18 protein-coding genes are annotated in these 15026 nt (G+C 69.4%); 13 read left to right on the top strand and 5 right to left on the bottom strand.

Features of this window, described 5'->3' with window-relative positions:
* The first annotated feature begins 171 nt into the window (after positions 1–171).
* From KVT44_RS45520 to KVT44_RS45535, 4 genes are all read left to right on the top strand, one after another.
* A complete protein-coding gene (locus tag KVT44_RS45520; protein ID WP_217573977.1) occupies positions 172–654 on the top strand; it encodes an ATP-binding protein in 483 nt (160 codons plus the stop codon).
* Between the two features lie 94 nt (positions 655–748).
* Entirely contained in the window at positions 749–1468 is a 720-nt protein-coding gene (locus KVT44_RS45525; protein ID WP_217573978.1) for a hypothetical protein, read from the top strand.
* A gap of 268 nt (positions 1469–1736) precedes the next feature.
* A complete protein-coding gene (locus KVT44_RS45530; protein ID WP_217573981.1) occupies positions 1737–2285 on the top strand; it encodes a hypothetical protein in 549 nt (182 codons plus the stop codon).
* A gap of 52 nt (positions 2286–2337) precedes the next feature.
* A complete protein-coding gene (locus KVT44_RS45535; protein WP_217573983.1) occupies positions 2338–2712 on the top strand; it encodes a hypothetical protein in 375 nt (124 codons plus the stop codon).
* Positions 2713–2808: 96 nt separating this feature from the next.
* Here the strand turns inward: KVT44_RS45535 and KVT44_RS45540 are convergent, their stop codons facing one another.
* A complete protein-coding gene (locus KVT44_RS45540; RefSeq protein WP_308314291.1) occupies positions 2809–3186 on the bottom strand; it encodes an SUKH-4 family immunity protein in 378 nt (125 codons plus the stop codon).
* Between the two features lie 180 nt (positions 3187–3366).
* Here KVT44_RS45540 and KVT44_RS45545 point away from each other — a divergent pair, with 180 nt between their 5' ends.
* On the top strand, positions 3367–3936 hold the full coding sequence (locus KVT44_RS45545; RefSeq protein WP_217573985.1) for a DUF4240 domain-containing protein: 570 nt from the start codon (positions 3367–3369) through the stop codon (positions 3934–3936).
* 35 nt (positions 3937–3971) lie between these two features.
* On the opposite strand, the gene KVT44_RS45550 is transcribed toward KVT44_RS45545, so the two are convergent.
* Positions 3972–4499 carry a hypothetical protein gene (locus KVT44_RS45550; protein ID WP_217573987.1) on the bottom strand — a complete coding sequence of 176 codons (528 nt, stop codon included), beginning with the start codon at positions 4497–4499 and terminating at the stop codon, positions 3972–3974.
* A gap of 479 nt (positions 4500–4978) precedes the next feature.
* Between KVT44_RS45550 and KVT44_RS45555 the strand changes: the two genes are divergently transcribed.
* Positions 4979–5488 (top strand): GNAT family N-acetyltransferase, encoded by a 510-nt coding sequence (locus KVT44_RS45555; protein WP_217573989.1) that lies wholly within the window; start codon positions 4979–4981, stop codon positions 5486–5488.
* Positions 5489–5731: 243 nt separating this feature from the next.
* Here the strand turns inward: KVT44_RS45555 and KVT44_RS45560 are convergent, their stop codons facing one another.
* Positions 5732–6175, bottom strand: a complete 444-nt coding sequence (locus KVT44_RS45560) for a hypothetical protein (protein WP_190171913.1) — start codon at positions 6173–6175, stop codon at positions 5732–5734.
* 271 nt (positions 6176–6446) lie between these two features.
* On the opposite strand from KVT44_RS45560, the gene KVT44_RS45565 reads away from it, so the two are divergent.
* Entirely contained in the window at positions 6447–7400 is a 954-nt protein-coding gene (locus KVT44_RS45565; RefSeq protein WP_217573991.1) for a hypothetical protein, read from the top strand.
* A 33-nt stretch (positions 7401–7433) separates the two neighbouring features.
* Positions 7434–9167, top strand: coding sequence for an insulinase family protein (locus KVT44_RS45570; protein WP_217573993.1), 1734 nt, complete (start codon positions 7434–7436; stop codon positions 9165–9167).
* Positions 9168–9248: 81 nt separating this feature from the next.
* On the opposite strand, the gene KVT44_RS45575 is transcribed toward KVT44_RS45570, so the two are convergent.
* Positions 9249–9623: a hypothetical protein gene (locus KVT44_RS45575; protein WP_229889249.1), complete on the bottom strand. Its 375-nt coding sequence runs from the start codon at positions 9621–9623 to the stop codon at positions 9249–9251.
* A gap of 113 nt (positions 9624–9736) precedes the next feature.
* Entirely contained in the window at positions 9737–10453 is a 717-nt protein-coding gene (locus KVT44_RS45580) for a hypothetical protein (RefSeq protein ID WP_217573995.1), read from the bottom strand.
* 388 nt (positions 10454–10841) lie between these two features.
* Between KVT44_RS45580 and KVT44_RS45585 the strand changes: the two genes are divergently transcribed.
* The 5 genes from KVT44_RS45585 to KVT44_RS45605 all read left to right on the top strand — a co-directional run bounded on the left by KVT44_RS45585 (position 10842) and on the right by KVT44_RS45605 (position 14893).
* On the top strand, positions 10842–11669 hold the full coding sequence (locus tag KVT44_RS45585; RefSeq protein ID WP_217573997.1) for a glycoside hydrolase domain-containing protein: 828 nt from the start codon (positions 10842–10844) through the stop codon (positions 11667–11669).
* Positions 11670–11729: 60 nt separating this feature from the next.
* The gene (locus KVT44_RS45590) at positions 11730–12047 is read left to right on the top strand and encodes a hypothetical protein (RefSeq protein WP_060898765.1); all 318 of its coding nucleotides are present in this window, start codon (positions 11730–11732) and stop codon (positions 12045–12047) included.
* Between the two features lie 110 nt (positions 12048–12157).
* Complete coding sequence (locus tag KVT44_RS45595) at positions 12158–12799, top strand: hypothetical protein (RefSeq protein WP_190171915.1); 642 nt, start codon at positions 12158–12160, stop codon at positions 12797–12799.
* A gap of 260 nt (positions 12800–13059) precedes the next feature.
* Positions 13060–13719 (top strand): SurA N-terminal domain-containing protein, encoded by a 660-nt coding sequence (locus tag KVT44_RS45600; RefSeq protein WP_217573999.1) that lies wholly within the window; start codon positions 13060–13062, stop codon positions 13717–13719.
* A gap of 169 nt (positions 13720–13888) precedes the next feature.
* Positions 13889–14893 (top strand): nucleoside triphosphate pyrophosphohydrolase, encoded by a 1005-nt coding sequence (locus KVT44_RS45605; RefSeq protein ID WP_217574001.1) that lies wholly within the window; start codon positions 13889–13891, stop codon positions 14891–14893.
* The last annotated feature ends 133 nt before the right edge of the window (positions 14894–15026 follow it).

Here is a 15026-nt window from a genome sequence, read left to right on the forward strand (position 1 = left end):
TTCCATGAATCAGTCTACGGTGAGTCTCAAGCCGCTCAACTGGCCCCGCCGGTAAGCCGGAAGCGCACCGCGCTACACACGACACCCAAGTTCGTCTGTACCCATGCGACATGCCACCGCCCGGCCGGACCCATCGAGCGAACCCAAGTTCCCCCACCGCAGGAGGCGTTCATGGTCACCGTATCCCCGCAGAAGTCCGATGCGTCCGCATCTTGGGCGTACGCCCTTCAGTTGCCGCACGATCCGCTCGCCCCGCGCATCGCCCGAGTCACCCTCAGAGCCGTACTCGCCGGACACGGCATGCCCCAATTCACCGACACCGCCGAGCTGCTGACCTCGGAACTCGTCACGAACGCCTACCGGCACTCCACCGGGCCCGCCACCCTCCGCCTCCGGGCCCTGGGAAGCGCTCGCCTCCGCGTGAGTGTCTGGGACGCCGACCCCCACATCCCGCCTCCCTTCGACAAGGGCTCCGGTCCGCTCCACCCCGTCCCCGCCGAGGCGGACGGCGGGCGCGGACTGTTTCTCGTATGCCATTACGCGGACGCATGGGGTGGCTACCCGCTCGGCGACGACCTCTTCGTGCGGGGCGGAAAGCTGTTGTGGTGCGAGCTCGGTTTGCCCGCGGCCGATTGCGGGGCGGCCGTCGCGTGATCGGGCCGCGTCCGGTCCAGGCAGCGAAGAGGGTCGTGCTCTGTCGGGGAGAGGGCGGGCGGCATGCTCATGTGGTCCCGAGTACGCTCCGGCCATGACCGATGCCGTGCACATCCCGGAGTATCTGGAGGACTGTGAGCTGGTCGCGGGCGAGGATCTCGCGCACGATCCCGCCTTCTGGCTCGCCCATGTCCTGCTGACGATGGGTGATCCGGGAGAGAAGTCGGAACGGTACGGGGTGGAGGCGTCGGCCTACGAGGAGATGGTGGATCGTCTCGGGGACCCCGAACAGCCCTGGCCTGTCCTCCGTGTTCCCTTCGACGGTGGACATACGGCCTATGCCGTGTACGCCAACTTCGAAGACATGAACAACGTCGACTACTTCGTCCGACACCCCGCCTGGGGGCGGCTCGGCTTCCTCGGGGACTGCGGCGCCGACGAGGCAGGCCCCGGGCTGTCTTGGGTCGAACTCACCACTCTCGCCGCGAGCACGCAGGACGGCGACGAAGGTCTGTCCGATGCCTCGCAGCGCCTCCTGCTCCTGCTTCCGATGCTCGGTGACGCCGATATGCCCAGTGAGGCACCTGCCGTCGTGTCGCGGGCACTGGCCCACTGCGGGATACGTGCTGACGCGGCCGACGAATTGGCCGCCGCCCTGCTGCCCGACCATGCCGACGGCCCCCGGTGGATCGTGACAGGTGACAGTCCGATCGCCGTGTGCTCGTCGCCGTACAGCCCCCGGCATGTGCCGATTGCGCTTGGTATCTCCACTGACCAGGCCCAGGCTCTGGCCGACTCCCTCAGTGGCCCCTGACCGAAGGTGTCTCCCTTAAGAACTCCGAACAGAATGATCAGCGCTCGCTCTCCCGGGAGACTGGCCTGCCGAGGAGGTGTGCATGATGAGTCGGCACGTGCACACGGCCCAGGGGATATGACATGACCGAGCGCGGTCCGGTGGACCTGATTCGCCTTGCTGATGGAGAGAACAGCATGGTCGTTCGGGTGGCGCAATCGCCCGAGCGATCCTCACCCTGGAGAGGCAACGCTGAAAGGGCGCAGTGAACGGTGACAAGGAGGCCTCTGTGACGGTCCCGGTGGTGAGCGGGGAGCCCAGGTCGGACTGGGGTGTCTGGGGTCGGGAGATGCAGAAGCTGGCGGAGGTCTTCGAGTCCGGCTTCGAGCGCGTTCATGGCTTCAGTCCCGGTGAGCACGAGGTGGAACTCGTCTCACCCGAGGACGGGGCCGAGGCAGTCAGAGGCTTGGCGGAGATCGGAGTGGAGGGCGACCTCCTTGCCTTCTACGCCGAACTCGGCACGGTGGCGCTTCCAGACCTCGGGAACGGAATCTGGATCGACGACGCGGCTTCGGTGGCCGAAGGGATCACCGCTGGCTACCGTCCTACCAAGGTGGACGGAGCGCTGAAGGATTCGGTCGTTGTCTTCGCGACGGACGGAGGGGGCGCGATGTTCGCGGTGAGTGCGACGAGCGGTCGCGTATATCGCCTGTCCTTTGGCTCGCTCGCCGGTTCCGTCTACGAAGTTGGTGACGTGGGCTGGTCCGTCGTCGGCGAGGATCTGTGGACGTTCCTGGACCGGCTGCGGAACGATCTAATGGAAGCGGTCCGTACTTGAGGGTTGCCGTGTGAGCAGGTTGACGTCCGCTCGGCTTATGGAAGGCGACTGAATGGCCGATGTCGTGACCGTCGAGGTGTGGAACCCCTCGTACCAGCACTCGAAGATCGATCTCTCAGCCCTCCCGGAGGTGTACAGGTCGATTCCGGAGAGTGCGTCCATCGGACTGACTCTGGCCGATACAGAGGACGACTGCGTCATCGTGACCGTGGAGCCGGAGTTCTCCACCGTCACGATGCTCAGGGGCCGGACGTTCTACAACTTGCAGATCTCCGACGACTCCGGCGAGACCGTGATTCTGGTCGGCGATGGGGAGATCACCTGGCCAAAGGGGTGTCTCTTGCCCCGGCCGATGGGCGTCCGGGTCCTCCTGGAGGCTGAGGACCGGGAAGCGGTGTGGGCTCGGTACACGTGGGTCGAACAGTGAGCATCGCTGTGTCCGTCGTCGTCCGTCTGGTGGCCGGACTGATTGCGGCAGTAGACGGATGACGGGGGATGGTCGAGGGAGTGAGCGTGGGTATGCCTACCAGAGCCACCGGTCGAGGAACTCCGCCCAGATGCAGCCGAGGTATCCGTCGAAGGCGGACGGGTCGATCTCCTTCATCTCGGCGGCCAGTCGGCCGAGTTCGGCCAGTGCCTCTCCTTCCCGTTCGTCGGCGTCGTTGAGAACCTCGGATTGACTCAGGTGCCGGCCGTAATGGTGGAGGCACTGGAGCCACAGGTCGATGGAGGAGTTGGCGAACCAGGCTTCGCCGTCGGGCAGGACGTAGTGGACGATGCCGGTGACGGGCTCCGCGCCGAACGCCCAGAGCAGGTCCGGGACCAGGTCCCCCTGATGGTTCTTGGTCAGTCGGTACAGCCGCCTGCCGTCACGAGCACGACCGCTCCTGGAGGTCGCCACTCAGCGGGAGCGGGCCGCGCTGGACTGACGGAGGCGCGGCGGAGTCCGCCGTTCTTCGCGCCCTCGGCCTCACGCCGGTCCAGCACGACTCGCTTGCTCGAGCGCTTGGGGCCGGCTTGGCACGGTGAAGAGGCCGGCCTCAGGACCGATTGTCAGACTGCCGTGGCACAGTGCGCGGGCATGAACATCGACACCTTCTGGGACGTCATCGAATCCGCCCGGTCCGCGGCAGCCGAGGCGGGCAAGCCCTTCGACGAGGTTCTCGTCGGCCAACTCGCGACGAGGCCGCCGCGGGAGATCCTGGAGTACGCGGAACGCTTCGATGAACTGCATGGCGCTCTGTACCGCTGGGACGTGTGGGCGGCGGCCTACCTCATCGGGGGCGGCTGCTCCGATGACAGCTTCATGGACTTCCGCGCCGGTGTGATGGCGCTGGGCCGGGAGTGGTACCAGCGTGTGGCTGCCGACCCCGACAGTCTCGCCGCGCACCCTGTCGTGCGGCAGTCTGCGAACGCCGGGGACTCCTCTGAGGTTCTGTTCTATGAGGACGTGAACTATGCGTCTGCCAGGGCGTTCGAGCAGATGACTGGCGATGTGGACGCCTTCTACGCGGCTTGGCACGACTTCCGGGGAACTGAAGCCAGGAGCGAAGACACCGTCGACATGGGTGAGGATTTCGACTTCGACGACAGCGATGAGATGCGCCGCAGGCTGCCTTGCCTGTCTCCACTGTTCCTGGGGCGAGGTTAGGAGAAGGGGCCCTGAAAGGGGTCCGCCGGGGGTTCTCAGTCGAGAGTGGCCGCGGCCGACTCGTACTGCGCGGCCTGCTTCGGAGTGAGGTAGTGGGAGACGCGTACGAGTACCGAGCCGTGGACGTAGTCGTACTCGGCCAGGGCCGGGAGGGACTTGGTCACGCCGCGGATGTACGCCGCGCGCGCCTTGGCGTCCGCCGGGTTGGCGAACGCCTCGATGGCGCCGCCGCGTTCGACGTCGCCGGGGTCCGCGCCGGTGACCTGGACGGCTGGTACCCAGCTGTCCGAGAACGTGACTTTCGACGTGTATTCGTTGGGGCGGCCGAGCAGGTGGTTCGGGTCGTTCTCGGCGGTCACGGTGCCGGTGAGGTTCGCCGTGGGCACCGTCGTGGACATCTTCTGGAACGCGGCGCGGGCGGTGAGTGGTTTGCCCGCGAGCGTGCCGGACCTGGCGGGTTCGTGGGCGTCGGTCGTGGAGTTCGAGGGGGAGTCGCCGCCGCCGCACGCGGTCAGGGAGAGCAGGAGGGCGACGGCGGACGTGGTTGTGAAGGTTCGGTGCATGCCGGAGATGCTGACGTTCACGGAGGCGTGGTGGACCCGTGTAGCGGAGCTGTGACGCGGTGTTCCCTTGTGGCGTGCCGTGTTCGAGCGTTTCTGTGACGCCGGCTACGGAGTCGCTTCCAGGGTCGCCGACCGGGACGCGAAGACGTTGCGCTCGTAGAAACGGATGGCCTCGGCGTTGCCCCAGCACATCGCCGCCGCGGTCGGCGACTAAGGAGCGGCCGGTTCGGGTCCGTCATGCCGGACGCGAAACGCTGCGGTCCGTGCTTGCGAGGCCAGTCGATGTCGATGCTCGGATCCCGGGTACCGGCGTCCTCGGCGAACACCGCGCTGCCGCACGCGACAAGCCCCTCGATGTCGACTTGTTCGGCCCTGCGGACGACCGCCTCGTGCTGTCGATCACTCATGGGCCGGCATCCAGGGGCGGAGGCTGCCGCGGGGAAAGGGTCTCGACCGGTTCCCTCGGCGACAATGCGTCAATGCGCCGCATCCGAGCAGTCCACATCGACGAACTGCCCCTCCTTCAGGACATCGAGCGCGCCGCCGGGCGGTGTTTCGCCGACATCGGCATGCCGGAGATCGCCGACGACGAGCCCCTTCCGCTCGCCGACCTCGCCCACTATCAGCGGGTTGACCTGGCCTGGGTCGCGGTCGACGAGGCCGACAGGCCGGTGGCGTACCTCATCGCGGAACACGTCGACGGCAACCTGCACATCGAGCAGGTGTCGGTGCACCCGGACAGCGCGCGGCGCGGCATCGGGCGTTCGCTGCTGGACCATGTCGGCCACCGGGCCGGGGCAGAGGGGATACCCGCTCTGACCCTGACCACCTTCGCCGACGTCCCCTGGAACGCGCCCTACTACGTCCGCTGCGGCTTCCAGTTCCTGGATGACAGCGCGCTTGGTCCCGGGCTCCAGGACATCCGCCGACGCGAGGCCGCCCACGGTCTGGAGCGCTGGCCGCGGGTCTGCATGCGCCGGCGTCTGTGACCTCCGGGTTCGTTACGCCTCCGCGGCGGACAGTTCTTCCGCGTTGGCGGCCGTGAGGGCCCATCGGGTGCCTCCAGAATGCGCGGCTCTGGGTGTCGCCCAGGCCGATCTCGGTGTACTCCGCCCAGTCCTGCGCGGTCTCGCCTCCGATGGTGGCGAGCGCCGTCGCCTCCGGTATCAGAATGGGGTCGGTTCAGTCCCCCGGGTGAGCACACCTCAGGTCCACGCGATACGTGGTCGAGGTCAGCGCGTCACCGGCAAAGCCGTCGCGAATCGGTGGCCGTCGGCGCGGGTCTGGACCGGGAAGTCGACCTTGAGGGCGCCCTCCTGGCCCTCGACGGTCAGGTGGGTGACCACCTTGAGGCCCAGGAAGGTCTTCTTGGGCGCGCTCGCGGTGACGTACGGGCGCGGGAGGTTCATCAGCAACTTGCCCGGCTTGCCGCCGCGGTTGCCGTCGAAGAACAGGATCCGCTGGTTCGTCAGGACGAGGTACATCGGACGCGGGGTGACCGTCGCCATCACCGTTCCCGCGCTGAGTACGCCGACCACCGCCGCGGTGAGGGCCTGCTTGCGCACCGAGACCGTTCCGATGCCGGCCAGGCTCGTGAGTTCGACCTGTTCGCCCTGGAGCAGCAAGGGGGCCGAGATCTCCAGCAGTTGTCTGGCGCGACGGGCGTTGAGTGCCACGGGTGGGGCTCCTGGTGAGGGTGGGGTGACTGCGACTGCGACGGTGAGGTGACAGCGGCGGTGACGGGGACAGCATGGATTGTTCCAAGCCGGCGGAAAGGCGGAAGGTCACCTCACACAAGGCGAACTCAAGTTCGAGTCATGACCCGGTCAAGACCGGTCATCGAAGGGTCAAGCCGGCGCCCGTATGCGCTGTTTGGGCAGTCTGTGCCCACAGCCTCCCCATACCTGACCTGAAACCGTCTCCAACCCGCCACTTACCATCCGCTCCATGTCGACCGACGCGTCCCTCCCACCCCCCGACTTCGAACTCGCCTCCGCCTTCCCCGAGGTCGGCTGGCTGCGGCAGGCCACCGCCGCGCGGGACTGGGCGGGAATCAGGCGGTACGCCGACGGGCTGCCGCAGGGCACCGACCGGGCGTTCCTCGTCCGGGTCGTCGCCGAGGTGCCCGGCGTCGAGCACTTCCTGCGGGAACTCGTCGCTGCCGCCCCCGACGACGTACTGGCCCTCACGACGCTCGGGACCCGCGAGATCGAGATCGGCTGGGAGATCCGGAGCAGCGCGCGCGCCGAGCACGTCAGCCGGGAACAGTTCCGGCAGCTGCACGAGCACCTGCGGCAGGCCGAGCAACTGCTCATCCGGGCCACCGCCCTCGACCCGTCCCACGACGCGGCCTGGGCCGCGCGCCTGACCACGGCCATGGGGCTGCAGCTCGGGCAGAACGAGGCGCGGCGGAGGTACGACCGACTGGCCGCGTACCACCCGCACCACTTGACCGGGCAGGCCCGGCTGCTCCAGCAGCTGTGTCCCAAGTGGAGCGGGAGCTGGGAGGCGGCACACGGGTTCGCCCGCGAGTGCCTGCTCAACTCGCCCGAAGGGTCGCTCAGTGGTGGTCTGGTGGCGGAGGCGCACCTGGAGCGCTGGCTCGATCTGCCGTCCGCGGGGAGTGAGCGGACCGACTATCTGCGCCAGGCCCACGTCCACGCCGAACTCGTCGAGGCCGCCGAACGGTCCGTCCTGCACCCGTACTACCGACCCACGTACGGGTGGGTCACCATCCAGGGCGTCTTCGCCGCGCTCTTCTCGCTGATCGGCGACACCGCACGCGCCGCCGCGCACTTCCGCGCCCTGGGCAACCTGGCCTCCGAGTACCCGTGGAGTTACCTCGGCAAGCCCGCGGACGCGTACGTCAAACACCGTTCCGCCGCCCTCGGAAGAGGCTGAGCGGATGCCGAACAAGACAGGCAGAGGCAGACGATGAGCCAGGGCATCCATCACACCGAGGTCGACGGCATACCCACCCTCTTCGCGTACGCCACCGGGCCGATGCGTGCCGGACTGGTCTTCCGCGTCGGCGTCGCCGACGAGACGCTCGCCGGGGCCGGGATCACGCACCTGGTGGAGCACCTGGCGCTGCACCGCCAGGGCCTGGCCGACTACCACTTCAACGGCGCGACCAAGGCCGCGTTCACACACTTCCACGTGGAGGGCGCCGAGCACGAGATCGTCGCCTACCTCGACGGCGTGTGCACCTCCCTCCTCGATCTGCCCATGGAGCGGCTGGAGACCGAGAAGGAGATCCTGCGCACCGAGGAGGCGAGCCGGGAGCCCGGACAACTGCCGCTGTGGCGGTACGGGGCCCAGGGGTACGGGCTGGTCAGCTATCCGGAGTGGGGCGTACGGGGGGTGCGGCCGGACGACGTACGGGAATGGGCCGGGAGCTGGTTCACCCGGGACAACGCCGTGCTGTGGATCGCGGGGGAGCGGCTGCCGGCCGGGCTCTCGCTCAAACTACCCGCCGGTCAGCGGCGCCCGATGCCCGCCGTCACCTCAGCCCTTCCCGCCGCCCCCGCCTACTTCTCCGACGGCAAGGGCGGCGTCCTGCTCGACGCCGTCGTCACCGACACCACCGCCGCCCGGCTCTACGCAGGTGTCCTGGAACGCGAACTCTCCCGCTCCCTGCGCCAGGAGGGCGGCTACTCCTACACGGCGGCCGGCGACTACACCTCCCGCCGGGACGGCTTCGCGACCGTCACCGCCTTCGCGGACGCCCTGCCCGCCAAGCAGGACGCGGTCCTCGGCGGGTTCGTCGACGTGCTCGCGGGCCTCCAGGTCGGCCGGATCGCGCAGGCCGACCTGGAGGCCGTACGCGGGCGCAGCGACGCCACGCTGACCGCGCCCGACGCGGCCGTACGGCGGCTGCCGGGCGCGGCGGAGGAACTGCTCGCCCACCGTCCGCCGCGCGGGCTCGACGAACTGCGCGCCGAGCTGTGGGCGATGACACCGCGGCATGTGCACGCGGTGGCGCTGGAGGCCGCGGGGACGGCGTTGCTGCAGGCTCCCTCGGGGCACCGGGCCGACTGGGCCGGGTACACGGCGGCCCCGACCACGTCGTCGTACGCCGTCACGGGCACGCGGTTCGAGGCCGTGCGCAAGGACGGGCCGGCCATGGTCGTCGGGGGCGAGGGGGTCAGTCTGACGGCGGGTGGCGAGGCGGCCACCGTGCTCTATCGCGCGTGCGCCGCCCTGCTCAGCTGGCCCGACGGCGGGCGCCGGCTCATCGGCACCGACGGGCTGTCCGTGGAGGTGGAGCCGGGGGAGTACGGGATCGACGCGCACACCATGGCGACCATCGACGCGGCGGTGCACCCGAGTGCGGTGGTGCAGTTGCCGCCCCGGCAGCGGCAACAGCAGCAGCGGCGGCAGGGGGGTGCCGCTTCGGCGGGGCAGGCCGGAGGATCCGGTGCGGTTCAGCAGGTTCAGCGGAAGGCGTCGGCGCGGCGTACCGGCGGGCAGACGGCGATGCTCGTCATCTTCGGGCTCCTCGCGGGACTCTGGTCCCTCCTGGCCCTCTCGTACACCGTCTTCGGCGCCTCGGACCCGGAGACCAGCACCGGGGAATGGGCCGGTCTCACCGTCTTCCTCTGGGCCGTCGGGGCGCTGCTGGCCTGGCCGGCCGTCAGGGTCGTGCGAAGCACCCGGCGGGGGTGAGCCGCCGGGTGTCTTGAGCGCGGATGAGGGTTTCCGGGTGACCTCAGCGCAGAGGTGGCCTCAGCGCAGATACGGGTGATCTCAGCGCAGATACGGGTTGCCCGGCGCCGGGCCCGGCACGGGCCCGGGTGTCCGCCCCGCGTTCGCCGTGGCGTACTTCGGCGTGCGCTTGTCGAACAGCGCGAACAGCAGCAGCCACACCGCCATCGCCAGAGTGACGACGGCGACCGCGCCGAGGACGGGATCGCCCGCGTCCGACTGAACGGTCGCCCACGGCAGCGTCACCAGCTCGTACAGCAGGAACGAGGCGAAGGCGCCCCAGTCCGAGCCCCTGCCGCGGCGGATCGCGGCGTACAGGAACGGCACCCACACCAGCAGACCCAGTGACGCGATCACCAGGACCGACCACGCGATCCGCTGGGCCCAGCCGGCTTCCAGGCGCTTGTCCACGCTCATGCCCATGCCCCTCACACCCCCCGAGCACCCACGAGCGCCCTACGAGCCCCCCCCGAGAGGTTTCTCGGGTCCCGAGAAACCTCTCGGGGGGCGTCATGTTCCCATCTGGCGGGTCACACGCGCTGGTGTTCGCCCTTCAGGGACGTCACGATCCGGGTCGCCAGCTTCTTCGCCGTGGCGGCGCCGTTGTCGTGCCCGTCCGTGGACATGACGCTGACGACGTCGGTGCCCGCGCGCACGGCGATCAGGGTCGTGCCGTTCTGCCAGGCGCTGTCGGTCAGGGTGATGGTGTACGCGGCGTCGCCCAGGCCGGGCGTGGTGGCGCCGGTGACCTTCACCTTGGTGTGCGTGTCGGAGTCGGTGAAGGTCGCGCACGTGGTGGCGATCTTCTTCAGGTCCGTCAGCACGGTCGTCGAGGTCGTGCCGCGGTAGGTGTCGACCTCCTGGGCGATGTCCTCGGAAGTGTTCTTGCTGACGTAGTCGTTCTGGGCGAAGGACACCCCCGAGTCGCCGGTGATCGCTATCCAGCTGGTGCCGCCCAGCAGGGAGCAGTCCGGCTTCGGAGCGGGGGAGGAACTCGGGGCGGAGTACGTGGTGCCGGAGTCCCGCGCACCGCTGGGGTCGACCGCGAAACCGGTGGCGAAGAAGGACGCGGGCGCCAGCGCCTTCTTGAGCTGCGCGCCTGTCAGCAGACCGGCGTTGGGGTCCTTGGCCTGCTTCGTCTTGGCGGACGAGGGCTGGACGGTGGTTCCGGAGGAGCAGGCCGCCAGGGCCAGCGGGAGCACGGCTGCGGCGAGCAGCGCCTTGGCCGCGCGGGAGGGGTGACGCATCGGGATGCCTGAGTCCTTCTTTGAGAAGTGGTGCTGTCGAGCCGAGCGGACTCTATGGGTGCACAGGCCGTACACAGGCATCGGGGTGCCAAAGATCGGTAAAAGAGGGGGTCGATCGGTCCGGGGTTCCATGGACTCCCCATGTTTTGCCGTGGCTTGAGGGATTCTTGTGGCGATTGAGGTGCAGGGTTTCCCGATCAAGGGGGTGGCGTCGGTTACGGTGCGATCCGCCCCGCGCGCCGGGGGCCGGTCACCCTCGCTCGTCGGTGAGCCGGGATGGGCGCCGACGGGGCTCAATTGTCTTGAAGTGTCTTGATTCGATCTATATGACCGCATGTCCTGCGCGTTCCGCGCGCCGTGACGTGCGCGTGTCATGAATGGGGTGGGGATGTCCAGCCATCGGATGTCTAAGAAGGGCCGTTACATCGCTTGGGCGACGGCAGGCGCGGCCGTGGTCGCCGGGGCCGGGATCGCGGCGCAGACGTCGATGGCGGCGACCACCTGGCCCGCCCAGCGGACATTCACGGGCCGGGCCTTCGACACCTGCGCCGCACCCTCGCTGACGGCGATGAAGGCCTGGCACACCGGCTTCTACGGAGCGGCCGCCGTCTACATCGGCGGCAAGAACCGCGGCTGCAGCCAGCCCAACCTCACCGCGTCCTGGGTGAAGTCGGTCAGCACGCTGGGCTGGAAGCTCATCCCGCTGTACGTCGGCGCCCAGCCGTCCTGCCAGACCGGCTCCAACCCGGAGAAGCTCACCGCCACCAACGCCGCCTCGCTCGGCGCCACCGACGCCGCGGACGCGGTGGCCAAGGCGTCCGTGCTGGGCATGAAGGCGGGCAGCCCGATCTACCTGGACATGGAGTCGTACGACATCACGAACGCGGCGTGCAACAAGGCCACGCTGACGTACGTACGCGCCTTCGACAAGGCGCTGCACGCCAAGACGTACCGGACCGGCTTCTACGGCTTCACCAGCTCCAGCGCCAAGGCCATCGCGACCGCGACCGACAAGACGGACCTGCCGGGCAACCTCTGGTACGCGCTGTGGGACAAGGTCAACACGACGACCTCGGACTGGCCGTGGGGCTCCACCCAGTTCACCAGCCACAGCCGCGCCCACCAGTACATGGTCAACAGCAAGGAGACCATCGGCGGTTACACGATCACCGTGGACCGCGACGCCTGGGACGCGCCGGTCGCCATCACCGGCTGACATCCGCACTCGTCCGGAGAACACCGCACGATCCGCAGAACACCCCAAGAGGAGCAGGGCATGAGGGTCGAAAGGCTGCCGGCGGTCGTCGGACCGTCCGCCGTCCGTGCCGGGCTGGCGGCGCTTCCCGTCGTCAGCCTGGGGCTGTTGTGTCCTGTTCCGTCCCTCGTGATCGCCCTGCGGCGGGGCACCCGTGCGGACTGGGCGGTCTTCGGGGGGTTCTGCGCGGTGCTGGTGGCGTGGGTCATGCAGCTCTCGCTCACCCCCGAGACCACCCACGGCCTCGAGTTCGCGGACGACGTGCTCCTGATCCTGGCGTCGATGGTCGGCGCGGCGGTGCACGCCTGGACGGTCTGGCCCCGGCGCGTCGGGTACTAGCGGCACACCGGCCGGACCGGCCGCACGAGCCGCATCGGCCGCACGGGCCGCACGAAAGCACGAAAGCACGGAAGCGCGGAAGAGCGAAGAAGCGGAAGTACGGGAACCACGTGGTCAAGCGGGTCAGGCAGGTGCCGCAGGCGCAGCGCGCGAAGGCGGCGCGCGACGCCACGCAGGAGTCGAGGCTCGCCGCCGGTGTGCGGGCGGTACTCCAGTGGCCGCGTGTACTGGGCGGCCGGGGGGTCGCGATGGTGGCGGGTGCCGTGATCGTCGCGGTCGCGGTCGCCGTCACCGGGTACTTCCTCTCCCGTACCGACACGAAGCGACAGGTGCCCGACACCCGGGCCCGCCACTACAAGGACGTCGACGCCTGCCTGCTGACCGGCAAGGACGGGATCACGGCCGGGACCACCGCGGCCGAGGTCTGGCAGGGCATGCAGGACGCGTCCCTCAAGACGCACGCGCGCGTGAGCTACGTCCCGGTGACCGGTGAGCAGTCCGCGGCCAACGCGCGGCCCTACCTCAACGGCCTGCTCCAGCGGTCCTGCGACGTGGTCGTCGCGACCGGAAAACCCGAGGTCACGGCGGCCACGCAGACCGCCCCGCAGTACCAGAAGGTCGACTTCGTGCTGGTGGGGGACGCCGGAGCCGACTCCACGAGCGCCAAGAACATCACCGTGACGCGCGTCGGCGACGGACTGCGCGCCGAGGTCGCCGGGGTCGTCGAGCACGAGGTCGAGGCGCGCGGTTAGCCGGGGCCGGTACGACAGGACGCGATCGGCCGTACGCCCCGACGTGGCCGGTCGTGCGACCGGACTTGATCGGTCGCACGAGCCGATGTGAACGGTCGTACGAGCGGACGGTGGCCGTCCCACTCGTCACGGCGGCCGCGCCGGTATCTGAAGTCTCCGCGAATCGTTGGTCGAATGGCTGGCCGAGAGCCGGGCCACTGCCTACCATCGATCACCGCAAGACTTTGTGCACCGTCGCACAATCTCCTCGGGAGGTTTCCTTGCACCGCCGCCGTCGCACCGCGCTCGTCCTTTCCGCCGCGATCGTCGCAGCGGCCCCCCTTCTCACGGCGTGCGGTGGCGAGGCGCACCCAGGCGCCGCGGCCGTCGTCGGTGGCCGGCGGATCACGGTCGCGCAGTTGGAGAGCCGGGTGAACGAGGTGCGCTCGGCACAGCGGGCCGCCGTCAAGGACGAGGCCCAGTACGAGCAGGCCATCGCCAAGACCGGCAGCCTCACCCGCGACACCCTGCACACCATGGTCCTCGACCAGGTTCTCGACCAGGCCGCCAAGGACGCGGGCGTGAACGTCACCCGCGCGGATACCCAGCAGATGCGGGCGACGCTGGAGGGCCAGGCGGGCGGTGCGAAGGCGCTGGAGACGGCCTGGCTGCAGCAGTACGGGGTGGTGCCCCAGCGTCTCGACGACAACCTCCGTACCGAGATCGAGGCCCAGAAGCTCGCCGCCGCGCTCGGTGCCGACATGAACACCACCGACGGCAAGGCCACGTTCTGGAAGGCCATGTCCGACGCGTCCAAGAAGCTCAACGTCGACCTGAACCCGCGCTACGGCGCCTGGGACGTCCAGAAGAGCAGCCGCGTCGATGTGAAGACGCCGTGGCTGCGGGAGGTCACGTCGACGGGGACGCAGCAGACGGCGTAGTAGGTCAGCAGGCCAGTGGGTCAGCAGGCCAGTAGGTCAGTAGGTCAGTAGGTCAGTGAGAGTCCGGTAGGTCATAGGCCAACGCCAGGTTCTGGGCTGGGGATGGGGCTGTGGATAAACGGGTCGGTCCCCTCCCGGCCTGTGGATAACTCCTGGGGGCGTCGGTGGCGTGGGTTACGTTCGTGGGGTGAACGCAACCAGCTCCGACGTCACCGCCCAGGTTCCCGACCCCGGCCGTATCGTCCTGCTCACCACCAGCCACCGCGTCGCCCCCGGGCTGCTGTCCTGGCCCGCCTGGCAGGTGCTGCGCGCCGCCGACCAGGTGGTGTGCGCGGACGGCGCGCATCCGCAGCTGCCGTATCTGCGTGAGGCGGGCATCAGCGTCGACGAGGCTTCCCCCGATGCCCAGGACCTGGTGGACGCCTGCGCCGGTGGCCGCACGGTGGTCGTCGTCGCCACCGGGGAGGGCGAGCCGCGCCTCACCGACGGCCTGGCCCGCCTCGCCGGCTCCGGCCGCATACAGATGCCCGACCTGGAGCTGCTCCCGGCCTCGTACGACCTGCCGGGCGCCCGCCTCCTCGACCTCGTCCAGGTCATGGACCGCATCCGCGTCGAGTGCCCGTGGTCGTCCCAGCAGACCCACAAGGGCCTCGCGAAGTACGGGATCGAGGAGGCGTACGAGCTCGTCGAGGCGATCGAGGAGGGCGACCGGGACGAGCTCAGGGAAGAGCTCGGCGACGTGCTGCTCCAGGTCGTCTTCCACGCCAGGATCGCGGAGGAGGACGCCGAGGCTCCCTTCTCCATCGACGACGTGGCCGGCGGCATCGTCGCCAAGTTGATCCACCGCCACCCGCACGTGTTCGGCGACGAGACGGCCACGACCCCCGAGGAGGTCAAGGAGCACTGGCTGCGCACCAAGGCCGAGGAGAAGCGGCGGACGTCCGTGACGGAGGGGATACCGCTGGGCCAGCCGGGCCTGGCCCTCGCGGCGAAGCTGGCATCGCGCGTGCGCACGGCGGGACTTGAGGTCGAACTCCCCCGAGGCGAAGGCGTCGGCTACGAACTGCTGGCCATCGCCGCCCACGCGGAGGCCGGGGGAGTGGACCCGGAGGCGGCCCTGCGCGCGGCGGCGCGGGCCTACCGGGACGCGATCCGGGCGACGGAGACGGGCTGAGGAAGCGGGAACGGGGTGGGAGGGGGAGGGAGGGGAGCCACATCCGGGCAAACGCACTTGCACCCGAGCGGGGGGGCGGACCGGGGGGCCCCCCCCCTCCCCCCCCGGCGCGCCCCCCCGCCCCCCCCCCCCC

It is taken from the genome of Streptomyces sp. GbtcB7 (genome assembly GCF_019091445.1).
Taxonomy (GTDB): Bacteria; Actinomycetota; Actinomycetes; order Streptomycetales; family Streptomycetaceae; genus Streptomyces; species Streptomyces mirabilis.